25 protein-coding genes and 1 pseudogene are annotated in these 22,697 nt (G+C 57.8%); 6 read left to right on the forward strand and 20 right to left on the reverse strand.

What is annotated here, in order from left to right; all coding sequences use genetic code 11:
* The 3 genes from LC417_RS03430 (at nucleotide 1) to LC417_RS03440 (ending at nucleotide 3,164) form a co-directional block, all read left to right on the forward strand.
* Entirely contained in the window at nucleotides 1–711 is a 711-nt protein-coding gene (locus LC417_RS03430) for a helix-turn-helix transcriptional regulator (protein WP_010670123.1), read from the forward strand.
* A gap of 325 nt (nucleotides 712–1,036) precedes the next feature.
* The gene (locus tag LC417_RS03435; protein WP_304622685.1) at nucleotides 1,037–2,344 is read left to right on the forward strand and encodes an MFS transporter; all 1,308 of its coding nucleotides are present in this window, start codon (nucleotides 1,037–1,039) and stop codon (nucleotides 2,342–2,344) included.
* Between the two features lie 10 nt (nucleotides 2,345–2,354).
* The gene (locus LC417_RS03440) at nucleotides 2,355–3,164 is read left to right on the forward strand and encodes a substrate-binding domain-containing protein (RefSeq protein WP_223565461.1); all 810 of its coding nucleotides are present in this window, start codon (nucleotides 2,355–2,357) and stop codon (nucleotides 3,162–3,164) included.
* On the opposite strand, the gene LC417_RS03445 is transcribed toward LC417_RS03440, so the two are convergent.
* Together LC417_RS03445 and LC417_RS03450 are read right to left on the reverse strand one after the other, a co-directional pair.
* Nucleotides 3,139–4,038: a LysR family transcriptional regulator gene (locus LC417_RS03445; protein WP_223565462.1), complete on the reverse strand. Its 900-nt coding sequence runs from the start codon at nucleotides 4,036–4,038 to the stop codon at nucleotides 3,139–3,141. The two genes, LC417_RS03440 and LC417_RS03445, sit on opposite strands and share 26 nt — an antisense overlap.
* Nucleotides 4,039–4,052: 14 nt before the next feature.
* On the reverse strand, nucleotides 4,053–4,544 hold the full coding sequence (locus LC417_RS03450) for a MarR family winged helix-turn-helix transcriptional regulator (protein WP_010670119.1): 492 nt from the start codon (nucleotides 4,542–4,544) through the stop codon (nucleotides 4,053–4,055).
* A gap of 73 nt (nucleotides 4,545–4,617) precedes the next feature.
* Between LC417_RS03450 and LC417_RS03455 the strand changes: the two genes are divergently transcribed.
* The gene (locus tag LC417_RS03455; protein WP_010670118.1) at nucleotides 4,618–5,556 is read left to right on the forward strand and encodes a zinc-binding alcohol dehydrogenase family protein; all 939 of its coding nucleotides are present in this window, start codon (nucleotides 4,618–4,620) and stop codon (nucleotides 5,554–5,556) included.
* Here LC417_RS03455 and LC417_RS03460 read toward each other — a convergent pair.
* The 16 genes from LC417_RS03460 to LC417_RS03535 form a co-directional block, all read right to left on the reverse strand.
* Nucleotides 5,543–5,992 (reverse strand): thiol-disulfide oxidoreductase DCC family protein, encoded by a 450-nt coding sequence (locus tag LC417_RS03460; protein ID WP_033779212.1) that lies wholly within the window; start codon nucleotides 5,990–5,992, stop codon nucleotides 5,543–5,545. The genes LC417_RS03455 and LC417_RS03460 overlap by 14 nt on opposite strands.
* On the reverse strand, nucleotides 5,961–6,584 hold the full coding sequence (locus tag LC417_RS03465) for an AAA family ATPase (RefSeq protein WP_223565463.1): 624 nt from the start codon (nucleotides 6,582–6,584) through the stop codon (nucleotides 5,961–5,963). The genes LC417_RS03460 and LC417_RS03465 overlap by 32 nt, the downstream gene beginning before the upstream one ends.
* Nucleotides 6,581–7,018 carry a PTS sugar transporter subunit IIA gene (locus LC417_RS03470; RefSeq protein ID WP_010245049.1) on the reverse strand — a complete coding sequence of 146 codons (438 nt, stop codon included), beginning with the start codon at nucleotides 7,016–7,018 and terminating at the stop codon, nucleotides 6,581–6,583. Before LC417_RS03470 ends, LC417_RS03465 begins: the two co-directional genes overlap by 4 nt.
* Nucleotides 7,019–7,027: 9 nt before the next feature.
* Nucleotides 7,028–7,297, reverse strand: coding sequence for a hypothetical protein (locus LC417_RS03475; protein ID WP_010245053.1), 270 nt, complete (start codon nucleotides 7,295–7,297; stop codon nucleotides 7,028–7,030).
* A gap of 95 nt (nucleotides 7,298–7,392) precedes the next feature.
* Complete coding sequence (locus LC417_RS03480) at nucleotides 7,393–8,235, reverse strand: class II fructose-bisphosphate aldolase (protein WP_010670115.1); 843 nt, start codon at nucleotides 8,233–8,235, stop codon at nucleotides 7,393–7,395.
* The gene (locus LC417_RS03485) at nucleotides 8,222–9,589 is read right to left on the reverse strand and encodes a PTS sugar transporter subunit IIC (RefSeq protein WP_008925155.1); all 1,368 of its coding nucleotides are present in this window, start codon (nucleotides 9,587–9,589) and stop codon (nucleotides 8,222–8,224) included. The genes LC417_RS03480 and LC417_RS03485 overlap by 14 nt, the downstream gene beginning before the upstream one ends.
* Nucleotides 9,582–9,896, reverse strand: a complete 315-nt coding sequence (locus LC417_RS03490; protein ID WP_010245062.1) for a PTS sugar transporter subunit IIB — start codon at nucleotides 9,894–9,896, stop codon at nucleotides 9,582–9,584. The genes LC417_RS03485 and LC417_RS03490 overlap by 8 nt, the downstream gene beginning before the upstream one ends.
* 10 nt (nucleotides 9,897–9,906) lie before the next feature.
* Nucleotides 9,907–10,887 carry a 6-phosphofructokinase gene (locus tag LC417_RS03495; RefSeq protein ID WP_223565464.1) on the reverse strand — a complete coding sequence of 327 codons (981 nt, stop codon included), beginning with the start codon at nucleotides 10,885–10,887 and terminating at the stop codon, nucleotides 9,907–9,909.
* A 458-nt stretch (nucleotides 10,888–11,345) separates the two neighbouring features.
* Nucleotides 11,346–11,930 (reverse strand): YceI family protein, encoded by a 585-nt coding sequence (locus LC417_RS03500; protein WP_010245067.1) that lies wholly within the window; start codon nucleotides 11,928–11,930, stop codon nucleotides 11,346–11,348.
* A gap of 114 nt (nucleotides 11,931–12,044) precedes the next feature.
* Nucleotides 12,045–14,321, reverse strand: coding sequence for a pyrroloquinoline quinone biosynthesis protein PqqF (pqqF, locus tag LC417_RS03505; protein WP_223565465.1), 2,277 nt, complete (start codon nucleotides 14,319–14,321; stop codon nucleotides 12,045–12,047).
* Nucleotides 14,321–15,487, reverse strand: coding sequence for a pyrroloquinoline quinone biosynthesis protein PqqE (gene pqqE, locus LC417_RS03510; protein ID WP_161939645.1), 1,167 nt, complete (start codon nucleotides 15,485–15,487; stop codon nucleotides 14,321–14,323). The genes pqqF and pqqE overlap by 1 nt, the downstream gene beginning before the upstream one ends.
* The gene (gene pqqD / locus LC417_RS03515; protein ID WP_010245072.1) at nucleotides 15,450–15,728 is read right to left on the reverse strand and encodes a pyrroloquinoline quinone biosynthesis peptide chaperone PqqD; all 279 of its coding nucleotides are present in this window, start codon (nucleotides 15,726–15,728) and stop codon (nucleotides 15,450–15,452) included. Before pqqD ends, pqqE begins: the two co-directional genes overlap by 38 nt.
* Before the next feature lie 3 nt (nucleotides 15,729–15,731).
* The gene (gene pqqC, locus LC417_RS03520) at nucleotides 15,732–16,487 is read right to left on the reverse strand and encodes a pyrroloquinoline-quinone synthase PqqC (protein WP_010245074.1); all 756 of its coding nucleotides are present in this window, start codon (nucleotides 16,485–16,487) and stop codon (nucleotides 15,732–15,734) included.
* A 3-nt stretch (nucleotides 16,488–16,490) separates the two neighbouring features.
* Nucleotides 16,491–17,408: a pyrroloquinoline quinone biosynthesis protein PqqB gene (gene pqqB / locus LC417_RS03525; RefSeq protein WP_061901461.1), complete on the reverse strand. Its 918-nt coding sequence runs from the start codon at nucleotides 17,406–17,408 to the stop codon at nucleotides 16,491–16,493.
* 54 nt (nucleotides 17,409–17,462) lie between these two features.
* The gene (gene pqqA / locus LC417_RS03530; RefSeq protein ID WP_010245082.1) at nucleotides 17,463–17,534 is read right to left on the reverse strand and encodes a pyrroloquinoline quinone precursor peptide PqqA; all 72 of its coding nucleotides are present in this window, start codon (nucleotides 17,532–17,534) and stop codon (nucleotides 17,463–17,465) included.
* 143 nt (nucleotides 17,535–17,677) lie between these two features.
* Nucleotides 17,678–18,694 carry a dipeptidase gene (locus LC417_RS03535; RefSeq protein WP_033767177.1) on the reverse strand — a complete coding sequence of 339 codons (1,017 nt, stop codon included), beginning with the start codon at nucleotides 18,692–18,694 and terminating at the stop codon, nucleotides 17,678–17,680.
* Between the two features lie 195 nt (nucleotides 18,695–18,889).
* Here LC417_RS03535 and leuA point away from each other — a divergent pair, with 195 nt between their 5' ends.
* A complete protein-coding gene (leuA, locus tag LC417_RS03540) occupies nucleotides 18,890–20,605 on the forward strand; it encodes a 2-isopropylmalate synthase (RefSeq protein WP_223565466.1) in 1,716 nt (571 codons plus the stop codon).
* Here the strand turns inward: leuA and LC417_RS03545 are convergent.
* Both LC417_RS03545 and LC417_RS03550 read right to left on the reverse strand, forming a co-directional pair.
* On the reverse strand, nucleotides 20,526–21,305 hold the full coding sequence (locus LC417_RS03545) for a helix-turn-helix domain-containing protein (RefSeq protein ID WP_010245094.1): 780 nt from the start codon (nucleotides 21,303–21,305) through the stop codon (nucleotides 20,526–20,528). The two genes, leuA and LC417_RS03545, sit on opposite strands and share 80 nt — an antisense overlap.
* Complete coding sequence (locus LC417_RS03550; RefSeq protein ID WP_255601827.1) at nucleotides 21,302–22,288, reverse strand: NAD(P)-dependent oxidoreductase; 987 nt, start codon at nucleotides 22,286–22,288, stop codon at nucleotides 21,302–21,304. Before LC417_RS03550 ends, LC417_RS03545 begins: the two co-directional genes overlap by 4 nt.
* 68 nt (nucleotides 22,289–22,356) lie before the next feature.
* Between LC417_RS03550 and LC417_RS03555 the strand changes: the two are divergent.
* Nucleotides 22,357–22,629, forward strand: a pseudogene (locus LC417_RS03555) (TonB-dependent siderophore receptor); the annotation flags it as partial.
* Nucleotides 22,630–22,697: the final 68 nt, after the last annotated feature.

Genomic DNA, 22,697 nt, shown 5'->3' on the forward strand with positions numbered 1-22,697 from the left:
ATGGCAACTCCACAACCGCATAACGCACCTGACGATAGCGAAGCACTTGAGAATGCGATTGTGGGCGTCGCCGCCGCAATGGCCGATGCGTCACGGGTTAAGATGCTGTCCGCGCTGATGGATGGACGCGCCTGGACCGCCACCGAACTTAGTGCCGTCACCGACGTGGCGCCCTCAACCGCCAGCGCCCATCTGAACCGGTTGATCAACAGCGGCTTGATCGTCTGCGTGGCGCAGGGGCGTCACCGTTATTACCGACTGACCGGCAGTGATATCGCTGCGCTGATTGAGAACATGATGGGCGTATCGTGGCGACGGATTGCCGCGCCGGCGAGCACCACCCCAACATCGCTTCGCACCGCCCGCACCTGTTACGACCATCTGGCCGGTGATATTGCGGTGCAGATCTATGCCGTAATGGCGCAACAGGGCTGGATCACACCGGAAGGCAGCGCTGTCACCTTATATGGACAGCAGCAGTTTGCGGCGTTGCAGATTGATCTGTCGCAGCCCGGACGCCGCAGAGCCTGCTGTGGCTGTCTCGACTGGAGTGAGCGCCGGTTCCATCTCGGCGGCTACGCGGGTGCAGCGCTGCTGAGTGCCTTTGAAACGCAGGGCTGGCTAACCCGGCAGCCTGGCTACCGTGAAGTGGTGTTTACCGTAGCGGGCGTCCGACATTTACATCAGATTTTTGGTATAACCTTTCCCTGACGCCTTGCTGCCTGCGTTCTGAACCTTTTTTTTGCCGCCAGACTCTGCGCTGATGGCCTCAGACAAGCCAGATTCCCCCTATTCGCCTGCAACACGCTTATGAAATCTGTCACATTTCCGCAAACTCATCTCAAACCCACTAACAGGCACAAAAAAACCACCCCGCCACTTAACCCATTGAATCAAAATAATTTTAAGTGATAACGCCTGGCAATCATGCGGCTGGCACATTAATCGATGCCCTTTTTGCACTTATTTAGCGCCGGGCGCTGATCCACTCTTCAGTGACAGGCGCGGCAAAAAGCGTCAAACCTTACTGGAGTTACTGATGCAGACAACCTCACCCATGACTCACCGCGCCAGGATTGGCGCAATATTCCGTGTTACCTCAGGCAACTTTCTCGAACAGTTCGACTTCTTCCTGTTCGGTTTCTATGCCACCTATATCGCCCATACCTTTTTCCCGGCCAGCAGTGAGTTCGCCTCACTGATGATGACCTTTGCCGTGTTTGGCGCAGGGTTCCTGATGCGCCCGATTGGCGCGGTAGTGCTGGGGGCGTACATCGATAAGGTTGGCCGTCGTAAAGGGCTGATCGTCACGCTCTCCATCATGGCAGCAGGCACCTTTATGATCGTGCTGATCCCCTCTTACCAGAGTATTGGCCTGTGGGCGCCGCTGCTGGTGCTGATCGGTCGGCTGCTGCAGGGCTTCTCCGCCGGTGCAGAGCTGGGCGGCGTGTCGGTCTATCTCGCAGAGATTGCCACACCAGGCCGCAAGGGCTTCTACACCAGCTGGCAGTCAGGCAGTCAGCAGGTCGCGATTATGGTGGCGGCGGCGATGGGCTTTATCCTCAACGCGGTGCTGGAAGAGAGCGCCATTCGTGAATGGGGCTGGCGCATTCCGTTCCTGTTTGGCTGCCTGATTGTGCCGTTTATTTTCGTGCTGCGTCGCAAGCTGGAAGAGACCCAGGAGTTCAACAACCGTCGCAGCCATCCCGATGTGAAGCAGGTGTTCCGCATCCTGCTCGCCAACTGGCAGATGGTGATTGCCGGGATGCTGATGGTAGCAATGACCACGACTGCGTTTTACCTTATTACGGTTTACGCGCCGACCTTTGGCAAGAAAGTGCTGCTGCTCAGCGCCTCTGACAGCCTGCTGGTGACGTTGCTGGTGGCGGTGTCGAACTTTATCTGGCTGCCGATTGGCGGCGCGATCTCCGACCGCTTTGGCCGTAAGCCTGTGCTGGTCGCCATGACCCTGCTGGCGATCGTCACCACCTATCCGGCTCTGAGCATGCTGGCCGCCGCACCGGGCTTCTCGATGATGCTGGGCGTGCTGCTGTGGCTTTCAATGATTTATGGTCTCTACAACGGCGCGATGATCCCGGCGCTGACCGAAATCATGCCAGCGGAAGTGCGCGTGGCGGGCTTCTCGCTGGCCTATAGCCTGGCAACTGCGCTGTTTGGCGGGTTTACGCCGGTGATGTCAACCGGCCTGATTGAGATGACCGGCGATAAAGCCTCGCCAGGCTACTGGATGAGTTTTGCAGCAGTCTGCGCCCTGGGGGCAACACTTTATCTCTATCGTCGTACACGCAGTGCCGTATCACCTGCCCATGAAACCGTTAGCTGAGGAACGTAAAATGAAACTGAAAACGATGTCGCTGTACGCTGCTCTGCTGTTCAGCGTGGCGGGCAGCGCCACTGCGCAGGCAAAAGAGCTGACGGTGATGATCTCCGGCGGGTTTAAAGCAGCGTGGGATACGCTCTCGCCCCGCTTCGCCCAGCGTGAAGGGATCACTATCAACACCGTCGCCGGTCCGTCTATGGGCAAAACCCCGCAGGCCATTCCGGCACGACTGGCGCGCGGTGAACCGGCCGATGTAGTGATTATGGTCGGCGATGCGCTAAGCGATCTGCAAAAGCAGGGCGAGACGCTGCCGGGTACACGGGTTGAGCTGGCAGACTCCCGCATCGGCGCGGTGATCAAACAGGGTGCCATGCCGGTTAAGATTGGCAGCGAAAGCGCGCTGCGAACTGCTCTGCTGAACGCCAGCTCCATCGCCTACTCTGACAGCGCCAGCGGTAAGTATGTCAGCAGCCAGCTGTTCAGCCGCCTGGGCATTGAAGATCAGGTTAAGGGGAAAGCGGTGAAGGTTGAGCGCATCCCGGTGGCCTCAGAGGTCGCGGCCGGTAAATACGCTATCGGCTTTCAGCAGGTCAGTGAGCTGCTGCCGGTGCCGGGCGTTACTTTTATTGGCGAACTGCCGGACAAGCTGCAATACACCACCCGCTTCGCCGGTGCCGTGGTGCGCAAGTCAGCGCAGCCGGATGAGGCGGCTAAGCTGCTGCGCTGGCTCGCCTCCTCTGAGGCACAACAGGCGGTGCACGCCAGCGGACTGCACACCGTGAAAGCGTCTAAACCGGTCAGAGACGCTGATACTGTTCAATAATCAGGTTCTCCAGTTCGCCCGCAATATGCGACAGCGACCGGCCATTTTTACGTAGCAGACCCACGGTGCGTTTCACCTGCGGATCGGTCAATGGAACCGCCATCAGCAGGGCGTGATCGTAGCCAGGCATCGACATGGCGGGGACGGCAGCAATGCCCAGCCCCGCCTCAACCATCCCCAGCATGGTGGTGACGTGCCGGGTTTCACAGATAAAGGGTTTCTCCGGCATGATCGCCTGCAACGCCTGATCCAGCAGGTTGCGATTGCCGGAGGTTTTATCCAGCCCGACCCATTCATACTGATAAAACGCCTGCCAGCTCAGACTCTTTTTGCCAGCTACAGGATGGTCACGCCGACAGGCCGCCACGTAGGGATCATCCATAAGCGGCTGGAAATGCACATCCGGCTGCGAGCGGCTGGAAAAACTGATGCCAAAGTCGGCCTGACCGCCAATCACCGCGTCATAAACGTTAGCCGCACTGCTGTCGATCAGTTTGACTCGTACGCGGGGATAGCGCGCCTGAAACAGCCGGATAATGTTGGGCATAAAATAGTAGGCGGCTGACGGCACGCAGGCCACGGTAATCAGGCCGGTGCGTGCTAAGCTCACCTCACTGAGATCGGCCATGACCTCTTCAAAATCAGCCAGCAACTTATCCGAGCGCTGAGCAAACGCATGCCCCTTCAGGGTCAGCGTGACGCGGCGCGTGGTACGCATAAACAGTTTGATCCCCAGCGAGGTTTCCAGCTTATCTATCCTGCGGCTCAGCGCCGACTGTGAGAGGCAGATCGATTCTGCCGCCAGGCGAAAATTGCCAAACTCCACCAGCGCGCGAAACGCGTAGAGATCGTTTAGATCGAAATTAACCGGCATAAATCCCTCTTCCCTTAAACCGCATCATGCTTGTCATCATTTTCGTCACCTTCCGTGAGGGTAAAATCGGTAACAAATCTGCTGAGCAGTTGCTCCAGCGCCTCGCGATCGCTGTCCGGCCAGTGCCGGAAAACGCGCTGATAGACCTGCACGCGCTGCGCATCGATTTTATCGGTCATCGCCCGGCCATCTGCGGTAATGGCTGCCTCGTTAATCCTTTTGTCCTGCTGATTTTTCTGCCGCACGACCAGCCCGGTTTCCTCCAGTTTCGCCACCTGACGGCTGACCGTGCTGTAGTCACGCCCCACCCGATCGGCCAGTTCGCCTACGCCGATCGGCCCGAACCGGCTGACCTGAACCAGCAGCGGAAACAGCGCCCGATCCAGTTCAATACCCGCCGCTTTAATCATCGCCATATCGCGCTGGGGGCGGTTAAGCGCGCCTGCAATCGTCAGCAGACAATTATGCAGCGCATCGTATTTATGTGTATTTTGCACACTTTTCATTGACGCCATCCTGAGGCAGGAATAATGTGTGTACTTTACACCTAATAACTCCCAGACAGAAGGCAGACCAACCATGAAAGCAGCGATAATCGATCAGGCAGGCGCAAAACCTCACTACGGTGACAGACCGGAACCCCAGGCCGGTGAGCATCAGCAGCGGATCACCGTCAGAGCCGCAGCACTCAGCCAGCTGGCGAAAGCCCGGGCGGCGGGCAACCACTACAGCGCCGTTTCGCAATTCCCGTTTATTCCGGGCATTGACGGAACGGGCTACCTCGACAACGGCGAGGCTGTCTACTTTCTGGCTTTTGACTCCGCCTCGGGCAGTATGGCCGAGCGGACGGTGGTCAGTAGAGAACACATCATCCCACTGCCTTCTGGCCTTGATCCGGTGCTGGCAGCAGCTCTCGCGAATCCGGGCATGTCCTCCTGGACAGCGCTGACCCGTCGGGCCGCACTTCGCCCCGGCGAGACCGTGCTGATCAATGGCGCGACCGGCACTTCGGGTCGCCTGGCGATCCGCATTGCCCGCGCGCTGGGTGCAGGCAAAATCATTGCCACCGGCCGTAACAGAGAAACGCTGCAGCAGTTGCACAATGAGGGTGCTGATATCACTCTGACGCTGGATGCGCTGCCCACCGAACTCCCCGCCCTGATGGCAGAGGGCGTTGATGTAGTACTGGATTATCTGTGGGGTGAGAGCGCACTGGCGATCATGACTGCGGCGGTTCGGGGTGGCGAAAAAATCGTGCGCTTTGTGCAGATTGGTTCGCTGAGCGGGCAGGAGATTTCCCTGCACAGTAAGCTGCTGCGCTCATCCGGGCTAACACTGATGGGAAGCGGGCTGGGCAGTGTGCCAGACCGTGAACTGATCGCCTCAATAGGGGAAATGCTGCAGGCCGCCGGACCGCACGGTTTTACCATTCCTTTCCGGTCGCGTCCATTAAGTGATATCGCGGAGGAATGGCAGAGCGACGACAGCCGTTGCCGGACGGTATTTACCCTTCCGTGACCGTCTGCTCCACCTCATGCAGAAATCGACCAGGATAATCGGGTTGGATAGCGTGCTGGGCGCTGTAACGCCCAAACAGCTTATAGCGGTTTAACGCGATGCGGTCATAGGCAAAATTACTGATCGCGTCGGGAAAGTGGCGCAGCACCGCCAGCCCGCGCCACGGGGCCGGCAGGTGCTGCATCACGCGGAACACTGCTTGTGCCCGCAGCCAGTGCTGGTTATCGGCAATGTAGACAATGGTGCTGATGTTCTCTTCCGGCAGTCCGGCCCAGCGCAGCAGCGCTTTGCCCTGCTCGCTCTGCACTGAGGCAAAACGGACCTGCCGCGCCAGATGGTGACGCAGCAGGAACTGAACCCAGCCGTTGCACAGCTTACAGACACCGTCGTAGAGCACGGCGCTTTCACCGGTTTGCAGATAAGGGGGCGACGACATCCTGCAACTCCTCACTCCTCTGATGATGAACTGAAGTGTAGCGGGTTCTGGTCAGTTGCTGCTGCAGCCAGTGAATGACGGCAGCGTGATCCTGAACGCAGGCATCAACCTCATACACCTGGCCCAGCGCCATCGGAGTGGCCTGTTGTGCCAGCTGGCGCAGTTCCGGCAGATACTCAGCCCCTGGATGGCCTGGCAGCCGCTGCGACAGCCGCGCCTGATAGCGCGCCACCGCCACCTCCGGCTCAATCTTCAGCCACAGCTCCAGCACCTCTTCGACGCCCGCCTGTTTCAGTCCCTGCTCCAGCAGCGTACGGGGCTGGAACCCAAACCAGGCGTCGATCAGCCAGATCTGACTGGCGGGAGCCTGCGCGACGATGTTCCAGATCGCCTGATAGGCCGCGCAGCCCAGTTGCCGGTTACGCTGGCGATCGACCGGCGCAAAAGCGTGCATAAACGGCTCTTTCAGGCTGTCGAGCGTCAGCACCGGCCAGCTAAAGTGTTGTGACAGCACGCGCGTCAGGGTGCTTTTACCCGATGCCGGAATACCGTTAACCAGCACCACGCGTTTGGGGGGGATGTTTTGCGTCATAAGATATCGATGACCTCCGCGACACTGCTGGCCTGACGTAACCGGACCAGCGTTTCCTCATCTTCCAGCAGCGACACAATCGCGCGGATCCCCTCTTCGATATGGGCATTGCTGTCACGCGCACCAAACATAATCACAATGTCCGCTTTGTCACTGCCCTCAAACGAGATCGGCTCATTCAACAGAATCATACTGAAACAGTCGCGGATCACCCCCGCGTCCGGTCGCGCATGGGGAATGGCGATCCCCTCTTCAAACACGTAGTAAGCGCCATGGGCCAGCGTATTGGCAATGACCGCATCAGGATAAGAAGCATCGAGATAGCCGCCACTGACCAGGGGTTCGGCAGCCAGCGCGATAACCTGACGCCAGTCCGTGGCGTCGATACCAATCTGAATGGCGTTTGCCTCTTGCAATAACTGCTTAATCGTCATCAGCTCTCCTTAAATCGACTGGCGAACCACATTGCGTAATTCATCGATTTTGACAAACAGCGCATCAATTTCATTGCGATAGCGACGGCTTTTCGCAAATAAGCTTAATGCCCGGTTATATTCCAGCATTAATTGTTTTTGCGTTTCGCCATCACGCGGATTAATAGCCAGCTGCTGCTCCAGTTGCGTTATTTTCTCGCGACTTAATTCCGCCAGATGATCCTGCTGCTGCTCGCTGGGTTGTTCCACAGCCGGAGACTTTTTTAAGAATCCAAACATAGGCTCTCCTGCCCCGTAGCATGTCGGGGTGGCTCAGATTAATAGGTAATTATAAAAGGTTTGACGCAATAAGCCGGTGATGGCGAAACGGGCGATTACCGGAATAATTGCATCTTCTCTACCAGCACACTGGTTACCGCATCATTGGCCGGCACCAGGAAATTACGCACGCTGTCATTGACCTTGCCTTTTTCAAAGGTCGATTTGCACTGCGCCACCCACTGAACATTCATTTCGGTGCCGACATTGACCTTCTCAATACCGCTGCTGACCGCCAGCCGCATATCTTCATCGCTGACGCCGGTGCCGCCGTGCAGCACCAGTGGCGTGTGGGTTGCCGCCGTGATATCTGCCAGCCGCTGATGCTGAATATGCGCTTTACCGGTGTAAAGCCCATGCACGGTGCCGATGGAGATCGCCAGCATATCGACGCCGGTCTCTTCGACAAAGCGGCGCGCATCTTCCACCGGCGTAAACGCAATCGCCTCCATCTCCACACATTTACCATCTTCCGAGCCGCCAATCGCACCCAGTTCGGCTTCTACCGAAACATTGTGCGGGCGCGCCATATCAATCACCCGGCGGGTATTGGCAATATTCTCCTCAATTGACAGATGGGAACCGTCATACATCACGGAACTGAATCCGGCATCAATCGCGGTCTGAATCGCCGCTAAATCGGAACAGTGATCGAGATGCAGACAGGTCGGGACATTCATACTCTCTGACAGCGATTTAATGGCATCGACCAGTAATTTATGGCCGAGATATTTTGCCGTGCCGGTGGAGATCTGAATCATTAACGGACTATTGGTTTTCTCTGCCGCTTTAAAATAGGCGGGCAGCATCTCCAGGCAGTGAAGATTAAAAGAACCCACCGCTTTAAAGTCGCGCTGTTTAGCCAGCTGTAACAGATCGGCGAAGTTATAAAGTTTCATGGATTTTTTCCTCTTGAGGTTTTGTGGATTTGCCATTAACAAACCAGGCAAGCGCGGTAACAAAGGCAATAAACAGAGCGACGAACAGCCAGTTATTCTGGAAGGCGTGGCCCAGCACCAGGCCGGTACTGATAACGTCTGAGTCACTGAAGGTCACACCGGTGAAGCCATAGCTCTCCAGCATCGGCACCAGGATGGCGGGCAGAATGGTGATAAAGAGGCCGTGGACGAAGCCGCCGATCATCGCGCCGCGCCGTCCGCCCATGGCATTACCAAATACCCCGGCGGTGCCACCGGCAAAGAAGTTGGTCAGCAGGCCAGGCAGGATCATCGCCAGACCAAACATCGGGAAGACGAGCATGCCGACAATTGAGCCGAGCGTGGTGGCGAGAAAGCCAACAATCACCGCGTTCGGGGCATAGGGAAACATCACCGGGCAGTCCAGCGCCGGTTTGGCATCCGGCACGACACGCATGGCGATACCGCGGAAGGCAGGCACCAGCTCGTTCAGCAATAGACGAACGCCGCTGTAGAGCACAAAGACTCCGGCCACGAACTGAATCGACTGCATAAAGGCGTACATCAGGTAGTTCATGCCGTTGCTGTACTGGGCGATAAACGCCGGACCGGCCGCCACGGCGGGGATCAGGTACATCGGCACCATCACCAGCGCCATCGACAGATAGGTATCCTGCAGAAACTTGAAGTTATCGGGCAGCTTAAGATCTTCAGTGGATCGCGATCCTTTGCCGACCACTTTGGCGACCGCCGCAGTGACCAGATAACCAATGGTGCAGAAGTGACCCAGGGCAACGTCGTCCGAATCGGTAATACGCCGTACCACCGGCTGCGCCAGCGCAGGCATCACCACGGCCATGATCCCGCCAAAGATACCGCCGGTCAGGATCAGCGGCAGACCGGTCAGCCCCGCTTTATAGCCAATCACCGCGCCAATCGTCGCCATCCACAGCAGGGCCTGGCCGGTGAGGAAGATGTACTTAAAGGGCGTCAGTCGCGCGATGATGATATTGACGATAAAGATCACCAGCAGCGTCAGTGCCACTTCAGACCCCAGCTCACGGTTAGCCAGCCCGGCAATGGCGGCAACATCGGTGATATAGCCGCGCATGCCAAAGCCGTGGGTAAAAATGGTATTGAGGAACGTCAGGGTTCCCACAATAATATTGATACCCGCCATCATAATTAAAAAACCGAGCAGGGTTTTAAAGGTGCCTTCCACCACCTTGCCTGCAGATTTCTTTTGCAGCAGCAGACCAATCAGGGCAATAAAGGCGATCAGAATAGACGCCTGCCCCAGCAGATCTTTTACCAGGAAGTCGATCACACTATTCATGGGCGGCGACCTTTACGTTGCGTTCTTTTAAAAAGGCCAGGATCTTCTGCTCTATTTCCGCTTTATCGGTGAGCCGGTTAAGAATAATGACCCGCTTAATCTGTTCCGGACTGGCGTCGGCATTTAACACATCGGCAAAGGCTTTTTGCGTCAGAATCATGTCCGACTTAAAGGCATTCGCTTCTGAAATGGTGGTGTGATCGATATCGGCCTCAATCTCCAGTTTTTTTAAAACCGCTTTTGCGCTCATCTCAATCGCAAAACTGGATCCTAAGCCACAACCACAGACACATAATATTTTCAGCATGGTTTTCTCCTCACAATATATTGAGTTGTTTAGCGAGTTTGTAATGGTGCCCGTCAATATCGACCAGGCGTTTTTGCATGCTTATTAAATCAATCGGAATCGGTTTATTGCTGCCGTTAATAATGACCGCTTTATTCCGCATGCCTGACTGAATACAACGCACCACTTCACTGGCCATAATGGTGCCCTGATAAATCTCTTCGCAGGTGGGATCACCATTCCGCAGCCCGTAACCGAGGATAGTTTTACGGACGCGTACGCCAATAAGCGGCTCAAGCTGTTTGATTAAGGTGTCGATAGCCCCCTGAAAACCGGGCGAATATTCGCGGGTGTAGCCTTCTGAACAGAGAATGATCACGCTGTTCTGTTCTGCCAGTCGCTGGGTGATGCGCTGCGCCAGCTGTGGCAAAGGAATCTGGCACTCCGGGATCAGCGCAATGTCCGCATTGGATTTAATCGCCGACTGCAGGGTTAATTCGCCGCAGTAGCCGCCGAGTAACTCCAGCATAAATACCCGGCCAGGTAAGGCGCGCCCGGTATTCCGCAGTTTCGCGACCTCTTTTAATACCTGCTCGCAGGCGGTGGAAAAACCCAGGGTGTAATCACTGCCGAAGACATCATTATCGATAGTCATGCCGACGCCGAAACAATTAACGCCAGACTCCGACAGGGTATGGAGAAATTGCAGCGACCCGTCTCCGCCCGCCATAATTAATACGTCAATACGGGCGTTTTTCAGCTGGCGGGCAATACATTCATATTCGCTGCGCACCAGTTTCTTTTGCGTGCGTCCCGATTGCATAACCGGAATTGAGGCAATTGAAAAGTCGAGCAGATCACGCTGGCTGATATCACGATGGTTATTTGTCAGCAGGCCGGGAATGCCACCATCAAATATCACGATCTCCGCCTGCGTCATACGCCCTAACTGGAAGACAAAATTATTAATGCCGGTTACATCACCGCCACTGATCACCATTCCAATTCGCATTTCCCTCACCTCGCTGTCTTAATCTGCTGAGGGCCATTCTTCCGGTTCGTGGGGTTGCTATTTGCAGAGGAGATCACAGTTACGAGCGGTATTTTTTGGGCGGAGTTATTGACAGGGGTGTCTGAACGGCGGTTTTTGAGATCAAAATCACACTATTTGCGGGAAGGCCGATTAGAGTGAAACGATATAGATCAATGAGTTAGCTCAGAAGGCATCTGAATTTTATTTCGCCACACAGCGGCACAGAGTGGCTTATTCCGTGCTGTTGCAAATTTGTGACTTTCGCCTCATTTTTCCCGGTTCCGGGCCAGATAAAGCGTTCAGAAGATAATTGATGAGGAGATATCCGGATTATTTTATGGCAGATAAACAGGCGGGCAGAATAGATTTCAGAGGGGAAGAAGGCGCAGAAAAAACGAATAAGGGGCATAGCTGCAAGCCGCTACGCCCCAAAAAGCTTACTTCGCGTAGGCTTCAGTAGACAGAGTCAGAGTGACCTCGTCGCTTACCGCTGGGACATATTTGTCCAGCTTGAAGTCAGAACGCTTGATGGTGCCGGTGGCATCAAAACCAATCGCCTGCTTTTTCACCATCGGATGCTCGCCCTGCTTGTTCAGCGTCGCGTGCAGCGTAACTGGCTTGGTGATCCCTTTCAGGGTCAGGTTGCCTTCAACATCAAATTTGTTGTCGCCCTTCGCCACCACTTTGGTGCTGTGGAAGGTCGCAGTCGGATATTTAGCGGTGTCGAAGTACTCAGCGCCTTTGAATTCTTTGGTCAGCGCAGCCACGTGGCTGTCGATTTTGCTGACTGGCAGGGTCACGTCAACGCGTGATGCCTCTGGATGATCTTTATCAAACACCAGGTTACCGGTTGCATCAGGGATATCAGCGGTTGGGTTTGAGAAGCCGAAGTGGTTCCAGGCAACAATCACCGACGTATGCTCAGGATTCAGCTGGTAGTGCATCGCCTCAGCCTGAGACAACGGGGCGTAGAGGGTGGCAGCGGCTAACAGGGGCAGTGCAATACGTTTGAAGTTTTTCACGGTCAATTCCTTATGCGGACAATGTGAATTGAGTGTGGTCCAGTTCGCCCGGAATAGACAGTGAAGAGATTTGTCGGTAATTTTCAAATAAATTCAGCAACTTTATACCGGGCGCTACACATTTTCACCGCCGGTGAACAGCACCCGCCAGCGGCGGCGATCCTGAATCAGCGTGCGGTGAAGCTGTTGCAGATCCGCAAGTGTCAGCGCCTCAATCTGCGCCGCATCCGGTTCTGCCAGGCCATTGTCTGCGCGTAAGCACGCCAGTGGCTGATCCACTTCCCGGCTCAGAAGACGCGCTTTCAGTGCCGCCAGATCGTAACCCGCCAGCGTCTCGTTCAGTGACCGCAGGAAGTTGCGGCAGTAGCGCAGCAGTGACAGCGCGCTGTAATCGGGCGACTGCAGCGCAAACAGTACCCCATCTTCATCGGCACAGCGCATATAGCGGCTGCTCACCACATAACCGATAGGCTGCTCAACGCGATAGCGCTGGAAAAAGCGCGGCTCGTAGATCAGCGCCAGCGCGCGTAGCGCCGCCAGCTGTTCAGGTCGATGCAGCGGGATAAACAGCAGCAGAGCATTGTCCGCGCTGCTGTGTGGCAGGCGCGTCATACCGGTTTGTGTCGTCATGCGCTTTGGCGGCGTGTCAGGATTAACCGGTAGCGACAGTGCGCTCAGCCGCCGGGCAATCAGTGAATGCAGTGCCGCGTTGCCGCCTTTCAGCGCCGCCCGCCAGCAATGTGGCGTAATGGTGGCGGCCAGCTGCCAGGGCAACTGCCGCAACAGTGCACGAATCGCGATGCTTTCCCCCGAAGAAGGCTGCGCCGCCTCAACCGGCAGCGTCAGTGCGGCGACAATCTGGCTCAGCGCCCGGTCAGCCACCGCCTCATCCGGCGTCAGTTGTAGCGTCAGTTGCCACACGCCCTCCACTTCCTGCCAGCTGCCGTTGCCGCCCTGATGACGCAACGCGGCAAACAGCGGACGTAACCGCCGCCCCAGCGCTTCGCCTGCCGCTTCGCTGAACGTTGACCAGAACTCTGGTCGCAGGATCAGCGTCGCCTGCAGGTCATCAGGCTGATGATGCGGCAATGCCACCGCCTGTGCGGGCAGCGGCTCAGACGTTAAGGCGGTCTCGAACGGATAGAATGTGAAATGCGCCGCTGGTAGCGCCTCAGACGGGGCTGGCTGCCAGGCGGTCAGCGCAAGGCTGAATCCCTGCGTCTGAAGGGTTTCCTCAGCCGGGTGCGACGTGCAGAACAGCAGCGTGCCCGGCGCGTCGGTGAGACGCGCCAGCAGCGGCTGTAACGCAGGCACGGCTTCATCTGGTGCAAAGCCGATTGCGCGCTGGCGTAACTGCTCCATTGGTGACAGTGTCACGAATCGCTGCTGCGCCAGCTGGTGGTAGTGTTGATGTTGTGGCTCATTCGTCTGGCGCAGTGCATCCAGATAACGGTCGATCAAGACATTAACGGTTTCGGGTTGATGCGTTTCAACGCCCAGCGCCAGCCAGAGCGCGCCTCCCGCCTGATAGATCCACTTCAGCTCCAGCGACTCCGCCAGCCCCTGCTCACGAAGAGTAGCCAGCAGCGATCCGGGTGCTTCATCCAGCAGAAATTCACGCCATAACGTGACACCGTCACTGTTATCCAGTATCCAGCTGCGCCATAGCGCCCCAGGTGCGGTCTCTGCCAGCTGCCAGCAGGTATCGCTGGTCAGCTGCGGCGGTGGCAGATCCTGTCGCCACTGACCGGAGGGCAGCGCGGCAGCAACGTTACGCGCCAGCTGTTCCAGCTCATCCAGTGAGTGTGGCCCCTGCAGCCAGAGCCGCATATTGCTGGCGAAGTAGTAGCGCTGGTGGAACTGGCGCAACGCCCGCTGCAGTGCAGAGAGCTCATCGCCAAAACTCGCCCGGCTGCCAATATGGAACCGGTGGAATTCCGCAGGTGACGCGGCGGCGTGCAGCAGTGCCGCTTCAATGCGTGACGGCTGATGACGCTGCAATAGCTGATATTCCGCATCAATCACCGCCACTTCCTGACCGATTGCCTGATTATCAAGCAGCGGATGGCAGACCATATCCTGCAGCCGCGCCAGCCCGTCAGCCAGCAGCGACGGCGTGACCTCAAAAAAGAACGCGCTGCGCCGGGCCAGCGTGGTGGCGTTAACCCTGCCACCCTGCGTCTGAATCCAGCTCATCAACCGGCCCTCATCAGGCCAGCCGGTGCTGCCGGTGAACAGCAGATGTTCCAGCAGATGCGCCAGTCCGGGCCAGCGATCGGGTTCGTCGTGACTCCCCGCGCCCACCTGAATCAGGGCGGCGGCCTGGCTGGCATCGGGCTGATGCACCAGTTCAACCGTCAGACCGTTTATCTCCAGGCAACGCGTTTTCATCAGAGGTTCCGTGTTTTATAGATCAGTTGTGAGTTGCTGCGGTTACGGAACTGCAGCTGACCAATTTTAATGTCGCTGCAATCCGCCTCACGCCGGGCGTCAAGGATTTTGCCGTGATGCGGTGATTTGCTGCAGACCGGATCGGTGTTGTCGGCATTGCCGGTCAGCATGTAAGCCTGACAGCGACAGCCGCCAAAATCTTTCTCTTTCTCATCACAGGAGCGGCATGGCTCTGGCATCCAGTCAAAACCGCGATAACGGTTGAAGCCGAATGAGTTATACCAGATATCGTCCAGACTTTGCGTCAGCACTGAGGGAAATTCTATCGGGAGCTGACGCGCACTGTGGCACGGCAGCGCGGTGCCCTCTGGCGTAACGCTGAGGAAGATGGCGCCCCAGCCACCCATGCAGGGCTTAGGGCGCTCTTCGTAGTAGTCTGGCGTCACAAACAGCAGGTTGGTCAGATTGCCGGTGGTGCTCATCCGCTCGCGGTAGGTTTTCACCACCGCCTCTGCGCGGGCGATCTGCTCGCGGGTGGGCAGCAGGCCTTCACGGTTAAGCTGCGCCCAGCCGTAGAACTGACAGGTCGCCAGTTCCACGTCATCCGCTTCCAGCTCAATGCAGAGATCGATGATCCTGTCGATCTGGTCGATGTTATGGCGATGCAGTACAAAGTTCAGCACCATCGGATAGCCGTGGGCTTTCACCGCTTTCGCCATCTCCAGCTTCTGCTGAAACGCTTTTTTCGAACCGGCCAGCGCCGCATTCAGGGTTTCGTCACTCGCCTGGAAGCTGATCTGGATATGATCCAGACCCGCCTCGCTGAACGCATCCAGCTTCTTCTCCGTCAGGCCGATGCCCGAGGTGATCAGGTTGGTGTAGAAGCCGAGGTCGCGCGCCGCTTTGATGAGCTCCGGCAGATCTTTACGGACCAGCGGCTCGCCGCCGGAGAATCCGAGCTGCACGCTGCCCATCGCCCGCGCCTGACGAAACACCTCAATCCACTGCTCGGTGGTCAGCTCCTTCTCCTGCTGGGCGAAATCCAGCGGGTTGGAGCAGTAGGGACACTGCAGCGGACAGCGATAGGTCAGCTCGGCCAGCAGCCAGAGCGGCGGATTCACGTCAGGTTTATGCGGGGTCACGGAACTGTATCCACTTCTGTTCATAGGCTGATTGCAGGAACTCTAAAACGTCTGCACCCACGCCGCCCGCTTCCGGAAAACGGCTATCCAGCGTTGCGATAATCGCGGCGATATCCTGCTTGCCATCCACCAGTTCAAGGATGGCGGCGGCGGTTTCGTTCAGCTTCGCCATGCCTTCGGGATAGAGCACCACATGAGTATCCTGGGCGGCTTCCCACTGCATACGGTAGCCGCGACGAAACGCGGCAATCGAGTTTTCATTCATCTGTTATACCAGTCGGGTGGTGTGCCACGCCGCTTTATCAGTCACGGTGTGATAAGGCGGACGTTTCAGCTCGTATGCCATGGTCATGGCGTCCAGCATGCTCCATAAAATATCGAGCTTAAACTGCAAAATTTCCAGCATGCGGTTCTGCGTCTCAGCGGTGGTGAAATATTCCAGCGCCAGCGCCAGGCCATGTTCCACATCGCGGTTCGCCTGACCCAGACGACTGCGGAAGTAGAAATAGCCCTCTTCTTTGATCCACGGATAGTGCTGCGGCCAGCTGTCGAGCCGTGACTGGTGGATCTGCGGGGCGAACAGCTCGGTGAGTGAGCTGCAGGCTGCCTCCTGCCAGTTGGCGCGGCGGGCAAAGTTAATATACGCATCCACCGCAAACCGCACGCCTGGTAGCACATGCTGCTCTGAAAGTAGTTCTTCGCGCGTCAGCCCGACCGCCTCGCCCAGCCGCAGCCAGGCCTCAATGCCGCCCTCTTCGCCGTTGCTGCCGTCGTGGTCGAGGATGCGCTGCACCCATTTACGGCGGGTAGCCGGATCGGGGCAGTTGGCCATGATCGCCGCATCTTTCAGCGGAATGGTGGTCTGGTAATAGAAGCGATTCGCCACCCAGCCCTGAATCTGCTCGCGCGTGGCCTGACCGTTATGCATCGCGATGTGATACGGGTGATGGATATGGTAGTAAGCGCCTTTGTCGCGCAGGGCCTGTTCAAAAGCCTGCGGCGACAGCGTGTCAGTGATCTGCATGTTTTAGCCCTGAAGGTGGATCGCCATTCCGTCCCAGCTCACCTCTATTCCCTGCTCCGTCAGAAACTGACGCTGCGGTGATTGCTCGTTAAGGATCGGATTGGTGTTGTTAATGTGGATCAGAATTTTGCGTTTTGCCGGCAGCGATGCCAGCAGCGCCATCAGCCCCTGCTCTTCCGCCAGCGCCAGATGGCCCATCGCCTTGCCGGTGTTGTGTCCCACGCCGGTGGTCAGCAGCTCATCATCCTGCCAGACGGTGCCATCAATCAGCAGGCAATCCGCTTTTTGCAGCCACGGCAGGATCACCGCATCCGGCTCGCCCAGGCCTGGCGCGTAGAGCAGCGTCTGGCCATTCGCGCGGTTTTCAATAAACAGCGCCACGTTATGGCCCGGCAGCGGCCGGTCGCGATACGGCGAGTAAGGCGGTGCATTACTGATAATCGGAATCGCGGTGAACTGAAGATCATCACAGACATCGACGCTGAACGGCGTCAGTGGCGCAATGGGACGGTGCTGTAAGCCTCCATTCCAGTGGGTGAGCATAGGAAATATCGGGAAGCCGGTGCTGAGGTCACCATGCACTTCCGGCGTGCACCACACCTGATGCGGACAGCCCTCACGCAGGCTCAGCAGCCCGGTGGTGTGATCGATCTGGCTGTCGGTAAGGATAATCGCGCCGATCGCCGTGCCGCGTAACACCCCTTTGCGGGTCAGTTCTGGCGTATGCAGGATCTGCTGGCTGATGTCGGGTGAAGCGTTGCATAACACCCAATCTTCGCCGTTATCGCTGAGGATAATCGACGATTGCGTGCGTGCCTGGGCCTGGATCGTGCCGTTACGCACGCCGTGGCAGTTGGCGCAGTTACAGTTCCACTGCGGAAACCCGCCGCCCGCGGCTGAACCGAGGATTTTGATAAACATAGAGGAAAACCAGAAGTTGAAAAAAAATGCCCGCTCAGAGGGCGGGCAGAACGATTAACGGTTGGAGATGTAGAGAGTCACTTCCAGACCGAGACGCATATCAACGAAAGTTGGTTTTTTCCACATGAGTTACTTCCTCTTGGTTAACAGTAAATGAGCTGCCTGAAATCAGTGTGACCGGCATTGAATGAGACCGCCGTCACAATTTCCAGGCAGATGTTGCGCCAATGGCGCGTCAGGATCAAGCCCGGAACATCAGGAAATTGTTATCACAGCCCGGTCAGATGTAAAACCCGCTGCCAGTTTCCCCATGCCAGTTTCTCTGTCAGTGTCTGATCATAGCCCGCTTCCTGAAAAGCGGCGAGCAATCGCGGCAATCCGCTGACATCGCCCAGCGCTGCAGGAGGAGTAATCCCGTCGAAATCAGAGCCAAAGGCTACATGGTCGCTGCCCATTATCTTCAACAAGTGATCACAATGCTTAACAATTTCTGTTAATGGCGTGTCAGCGTCGCGTTTACCGTCGGCGCGCAGAAAAGCGTTGCCGAAATTAATGCCGACCAGACCGCCGCTGTCGCGGATTGCCACCAGCTGGTCATCCGTCAGATTACGCGGCTGCGGACAGAGAGCATGCGCGTTGGAGTGGCTGGCGACCAGCGGCGCGCTGGAGAGCCGGGCGGTGTCCCAAAAGGCTTTTGCATTCATATGCGACACGTCAATCATCATCTTCAGGTCACTCGCCTGCTGAATCAGCCTCTCTCCGGCGCGGGTCAGGCCTGGCCCGGTGTCGGGCGAGCCAGGAAAGGTGCCGCTGACGCCTTCACCAAAGCGGCTGGCCAGATTCCAGAATGGCCCGATGCTGCGCACCCCCGCCTGCCAGAAGGCGTGCAGTTGCTCGCCCTCCTCATCCAGCGCATCAGCACCTTCGATGTGTGCCACCATCGCCAGTACGCCTGCGGCGCGGCAGGCGACGATCTCGTCATGGCTGCGGCAGAGTCGCGCCCGCCCGCCTGACGCATCAGCCAGCTGCTGCAGGATCTCAAGCTGTTGCCACATGATCTGAAGCGGTTGAAACGGCTCGTCGGCACGTGCCGGAACGGTGCGGGCAATGTACTCCTGCGGAGGCACAAAGATTGCAAACAGCCCGCCGCCGAGCCCGCCCTGCTGAATGCGCGGAAAATCGAGGTGGCCCCGTTCAATCCCCTGATAAAACGCCTGCGCGGGCGCATCACGATGATGCAGCCAGAGGTTAAGCAACAGATCGTTGTGACCGTCAAAAATCAGCATATGAGTCCACCCAAATAAACAGGCGACCATGCTAACCCTGCCCGGCGGATTCACCAAACCAGAGCGCACGCAGGGCCACGCAGGTCATGCAGGTCATGCTGGGTATTGTCACTTTTGCGCGTCAGGTTGTCAGCCCTGCGCGCGCGGACCCGGAGGCGTGTCGGCAGACTGGTAAAAAAACCACAGGAGACTCCTATGCTGACCCGACCCGCTGATAAATATCGTCCCTCCCCGCTGATCACCCTGCCCGATCGCCAGTGGCCCTCACGCCAGCTGACCCAGGCGCCGCGCTGGCTCTCCACCGATTTGCGTGACGGCAATCAGGCGCTGGCAGAACCGATGGATCGGGAACGCAAAATGGCCTTCTGGGATCTGCTGCTGCGCTGCGGGTTCCGGGAGATCGAGGTCGCCTTTCCCTCTGCGTCGCAGACGGATTTCGATTTCGTCCGTGACCTGATTGAGCAGCAGCGTATCCCGGAGGATGTGACGTTACAGGTGCTGACTCAGGCGCGTGAGGACCTGATTGCCCGCACGTTTGTGGCGCTGCAGGGTGTGCCACGCGCCATCGTACATCTCTATAACGCCACCGCGCCGCTGTTTCGCGAGCGGGTATTTAAACAGAGCAAAGCGGAAATCGTGGCGCTGGCCACCGCTGGTGCACGGCAGATCCGCGCCGAATGCGAGGCCCAGCCGGAAACTCAATGGACCTTTGAATATTCGCCAGAGACCTTCTGCTTTACCGAGCCGGAGTTTGTGCTGGAGATCTGCGAGGCGGTAGCCGATGTCTGGCAACCGGACGCGCAGCGCCCGATGATCATTAACCTTCCCGCCACGGTGGAGGTGAACACACCCAACGTTTATGCCGATCAGATTGAGTTTTTCTGCCGTCACTTCAGCCGCCGTGATGCCGTCTGCATCAGCGTGCATCCGCACAACGATCGCGGCACCGGCGTTGCCTGCGCAGAACTGGCGCTGCTGGCGGGCGCTGACCGGGTCGAGGGCTGTCTGTTTGGTAACGGTGAACGCACCGGCAATGTGGATCTGGTGACGCTGGCGCTGAATCTCTATACCCAGGGCGTTTCGCCCCAGCTCGATTTCAGCCAGATGCATGAGGTGATTGAAGTGGTAACCCGCTGCAACCAGCTGCCGGTTCATCCGCGCCATCCCTATGCGGGCGAGCTGGTCTTCACCGCCTTCTCTGGTTCTCATCAGGATGCGATTAAAAAAGGGTTCGCCATCCGCGCCGAACAGCAGGAAACAGAGTGGCAGATGCCCTACCTGCCATTGGACCCGGCCGACATTGGCTGCAGCTATGAGGCGGTGATCCGCGTTAACAGCCAGTCGGGAAAAAGCGGGGCCGCCTGGCTGCTGGAGCAGAATCACGGGTTACAAATGCCGCGAGCGCTGCAGCAGGATTTCAGCCGCTGTGTTCAGCAGGAGACTGACCGGCACGGCGGAGAGATGACGCACTACGCGCTGTGGCAGCTCTTCTGCCGCCAGTATGGCGTCACGCAGCCCGCGGTGGCCTTACAGCGGGCTGACAGCCAGAGTAACAGCAGCGGGCAGACGCAGATTAGCGCCAGCGTGGTGTATCAGACGCAATCGCTGACGCTGACCGGCAGCGGCAACGGCTGGCTGTCGGCGGCGGTCAATGCCCTGCGCAGCGCGTTTGATCTGCATCTGACCATTGAGGACTATCACGAGCATACGCTGGGACGACGCAGTGACAGCCGCTCGGTGGCCTATATCAGCTGCGTGGATGCCCGTGGCGCGCGAGCCTGGGGAGTAAGTATCGACAATGACACCGCCCGCGCCGCCCTGCAGGCGCTGCTCAGCGCGGCAGGCCAGTTTCTGCAGGCGGAAAATAGTCAGTCGGAGAGACGCCCAGCAGACGACGAAACATCGCACTAAACGCGCTGGGGCTTTCATAGCCCAGTTCCAGCGCCACCCGCAGCACGGAGTCGCCCTGAGCCAGTCGCGTCAGGGCGATAGCCAGTCGGGCGCGCCGCACCCAGTCGCTGAACTGCAGGCCGGTTTCGCGCATAAAATGGCGGGCCAGAGTGCGGCCCGAGACATTCAGGTGGGCACTGGCCCGCAGCAGCGTCCAGCTCTCACCGGGCGTCTGCTGAATCAGCTCGCACAGCGCCTGTAAACGGGGGCTGTCGGGCGTCGGCAGCGCAAAGGGCAGCACGTCCATGCCGCGGATTTCATCCAGAATCAACTCCATCACCCGCTCGGCCCGACTGCCTGCGGCGTAACGCTCTGGCAGGCTCAGCGCCGTGACAATCAGTTCGCGCAGCAGCGGTGAGATTTGCACCACCTGACAACTGGCGGGCAGATCGGCGCGCGCCAGCGGATCGATAAACAGCGTGCGCGCCGCCACACTGCCGGTAATCTGCAGCGCATGACGGGTAAATGCGGGCAGCCAGACGCCGCGACTCGGCGGCACAATCCAGCTGCCATACTCCGTCTCCACCCGTACCACGCCGCTCAGGGTGTGGATCAGCTGGGCACAGGCGTGCTGGTGCCAGGGTTCGCTGGCACCGTGCAGGTAATCGTGCGCCAGCGGCACCAGCGGACGCGTGCTGAAGTCAAAATGCTGCTGACTCATTGCGCCTTCAGGTAGCGGTAGATCACCGCCAGATCCTCTTCACCGTGTCCGGCCTCCACCGCCTGCTGCCAGAGCTGGGCGATATTCTCCAGCGCCGGCAGCGGCGTCTCTGCGGCATCCAGCGCCAGGCGGGCATCTTTCAGCGCCCAGACCAGATGCATCTGCGGCGTGAAGTCGTCGCTGGCGATCATCCCGAGCTTCATTTTTGCATAGGGTGCGGCCAGCGGACCGCCCTCCAGCACCTGCCAGAGATCGTCGGTGGAAAAGCCGAACTGCTCTGCCAGCCGGGTACTCTCCGCCAGGCTTTGCATCATGCCAATCAGCCAGCTGTTGATGACCAGCTTCATCCGGGTGCTTTTTCCCGCCTCACCCAGCCACTGGGTACCTTTACTAATGGCAGCAAATACCGCTTCTGCCGCCTGCGCCCGGCTCTGATCGCCGCTGGCCAGCACCAGAATCTGCGCATTCTCTGCTGGTGCTTTGGTGCCGGAGACCGGCGCGTCGATCAGTAACAAATCGGGGCGTTTTTCTGCGAAAAAGGCGATTAGCGCGTCGGTTTTTTCTACGCCGATGGTGCCCATCTGGCAGAGCGTCGCGCCCTGCTTAAACGCCTCTTTGACCTGATGCAGCACCTGCTCAGTGGTGTCGCCATCAGACAGCATGGCGATCACGACATCTGCTTTACGCACCGCCTCAGCTGGCGAGTCAGCCAGCTGCAAACCCGCATCCAGCAGATCTTCGCCGCGCGCGCGGGTGCGGTTCCAGCCATGAACGTGAAAGCCTTTTTTCAGCAGGTTGGCGGCAAATGCGTGCCCCATTGCGCCTAATCCCAGAACCGCCACTTCAGGTTGTTTCATGCTGACTCCCGTGAGTTTTTTGTCTGCATCCGGGTGAATCGGACGTCTGATCACTGCAAAAGATGGATTCCAGCCTGGCGGTAAACAGAGAAAAAATCCAGCCCGAAACGATGTACCCCAGCGCATCAAACCCTTACCATATGCGGAAATTGTTCCACCTGGTTCATATCCTCTCTTTTTTCAGGCCACATATAATGAAAATAATCTCTCTGCGCCAGGCGACGCTGTTGATGTTGCCTGCCATTTTGCCGCTGCCGCTGCTGGCGGCGGCGGATAATGACAATACCCTGGTCGTCACGGCGGCACCGCCGGAAATGGGCCTTAACGAACTCGATACGCCTGCAGCCCTGAGCGTGGTCAGTGGCGACGATATGCGAAAGGCAGCACCGCGCGTTAACCTGTCGGAAAACCTCAGCAGCGTGCCGGGTCTGCAGATCCAGAACAGACAGAGCTATGTACTTCACCTTTAAAAATCATGGCTAATTCTATGTTATCTTTATATTTATTAGGATATCGCAGAATGAGTCATGAAAAA

The organism is Pantoea sp. OVA07A (genome assembly GCF_019969975.1).
Taxonomy (GTDB): domain Bacteria; phylum Pseudomonadota; class Gammaproteobacteria; order Enterobacterales; family Enterobacteriaceae; genus Pantoea; species Pantoea agglomerans.